This is a genomic window from Amycolatopsis sp. NPDC003731 (assembly GCF_053586895.1).
Genome location: NZ_JBSFNC010000304.1, coordinates 1 through 2,045 on the forward strand (window position 1 = coordinate 1; position 2,045 = coordinate 2,045).

Below are 2,045 nucleotides of genomic sequence, written 5' to 3' on the forward strand. Positions count from 1 at the left end.
GTCAACGCCCGCGACGGTTCCGTGTTCTTCATGATGATCGGCGCCGAGAACCCCGGGACGTGGACGTACAAGAACCTCAACGCCACCCTGACCGTCGACACCGGCTCTCCGGCCCCGGCCGCAACGCTGGTCGCTCCGGTGGACGGCACGGTGTCGACGTCGCTGACCCCGACGCTGGCGGTCAACCCGGTCACCGACCCCGACGGCGAGCAGGTCAAGTACTGCTTCCGCATCGCCACCGGCGCCGACGCCAAGTCCGGCGTCGTCGTCGAATCCGGCTGCCTGACCACCCCGACCTGGACCGTCCCGAGCGGAATCCTCCAGGACGGTGTCGCCTACACCTGGCAGGCGATGACCTACAGCGGCACCACGACGATCACCCCGTCCTGGGTCGGTCACTTCAAGATCGACCAGCGCATCGGCGACCACGGGCCTTCCCCGACCGACGACGCCGGTCCTGTCGAAGTCAATCTCGCCAACGGCAACGTGTCGACCAGCGCGCAGACGCCGACTTTCACCACGGCCGGAGGCAACGCGGGACTGTCGTTCACCTACAACTCCCAGCAGGTGGAGAACAAGGGCCTCAAGGCTTCCTACTTCGTCGACCTGTCCCACAACGGCATCATCAGCGACGCTCAGCAGCCGGTGCTCGTGCGCACCGAGCCGCAGGTCAATGTCGACTGGGGTACCGACTCGCCGTTCGCGTCGGCGCTGCCAGCGGACTGGTTCGTCGCCCGCTGGGAAGGCTACTTCCAGGCCCCGGTCGCCGGGACCTACCAGCTGGCGGGCGTGCACGACGACGGTGCGACCGTGTGGATCAACGGCGCCAAGGTCTACGAGGTCAACAGCGCCAGTGACCTGAACTGGACCCAGGCCACCAGTGTCTCGCTGACCGCGGGCCAGCGGATCCCGATCAAGGTCGAGAACGCCGAAGCCACCGGTGCGGCGATGATGCGGCTGTTCGTCCGCACCACCGACAACACCACCGTCGCCCCGCAGATCGTGCCCGCCGACTGGCTCTACACCAGCGACCTCCCGGTGTTGCCGCAGGGCTGGGCGCTGTCGGCGGACCTGGACGGCGACGGCTCGAGCTATACCGAGGCCAAGGTCAGCGACCAGAACATCGTGCTGACCGACGCGTCGGGCGCCAAGCACACCTGGACCAAGAAGAGCGCAGGCGGCTACACCCCGCCGAGTGGCGAAGACGGTGTTCTCGGAGTCGACGCGGCCGGGAAGATCACCCTGACCGACGGCGGCGAGGTGTTCGTCTTCCGCGCCGACGGCAAGCTGGAGAGCCAGACCTCAAGCATCGACTCCCGCAAACCCTCGGCACTGCAGTACATCTACGACGGCACTCCCACGCGGCTGCGCGAGATCAAGGATCCGGTCTCGCAGCGCTCGCACATCCTGCACTACAACCGCGCAGGCGACGACTGTTACGGCGGCGTGACCCCTCCCGCCGGCGCGCAAATCCTGCCGCCGGCACAGATGCTGTGCCGAATCAGCTACTGGGACGGTTCCGAAACCCGCCTCTGGTACGTCGGTGGCAACCAACTCGGCCGGATCGAGGATCCGGGCTCGGAGATCACCGACTACGGGTACAACCCGGCCGGTCTGCTCGCCGGAACGCGGGACAGCCTCGCCAACGACTGGATCGCCGCGGACCCGGCCAACCGCAAGGCCAGCGAAAGCGACCTGACCCACACGATCTCCTACGACACCGTTGTGAAACCGAAGGCCATCTCGGTCAACTCCGCGGTGCCCGCGATCGGCAAGGCCCGGTCGGCTCGCACTTACCGCTACGACCCGGCGAACCGTCAGACCTTTGTGGACGTCGCGGGGCTGAGCCCCGCGACCGGGTTCTTCTCGAAGGTCACCTACGACGACGCCGACCGGACCACATCCACGACCGACAGCGCGGGGAAGACGTCGGCGCAGGAATGGAGTCCGAAGGATCTGCCGCTGTCGACCACTGACGCGGCCGGACGCAAGACCACCACGGTCTACGACTACGCCGACCGTCCGGTCGACTCATACGGCCCGGC

The 2,045-nt window shown here is 67.3% G+C and carries 1 protein-coding gene; it reads left to right on the forward strand.

Annotation, left to right across the window (positions count from 1 at the left end):
• Positions 1-2,045, forward strand: a 2,045-nt coding sequence (locus ACWDN5_RS46715; RefSeq protein WP_449680789.1) for a PA14 domain-containing protein, incomplete at both ends; no start/stop codon positions are given.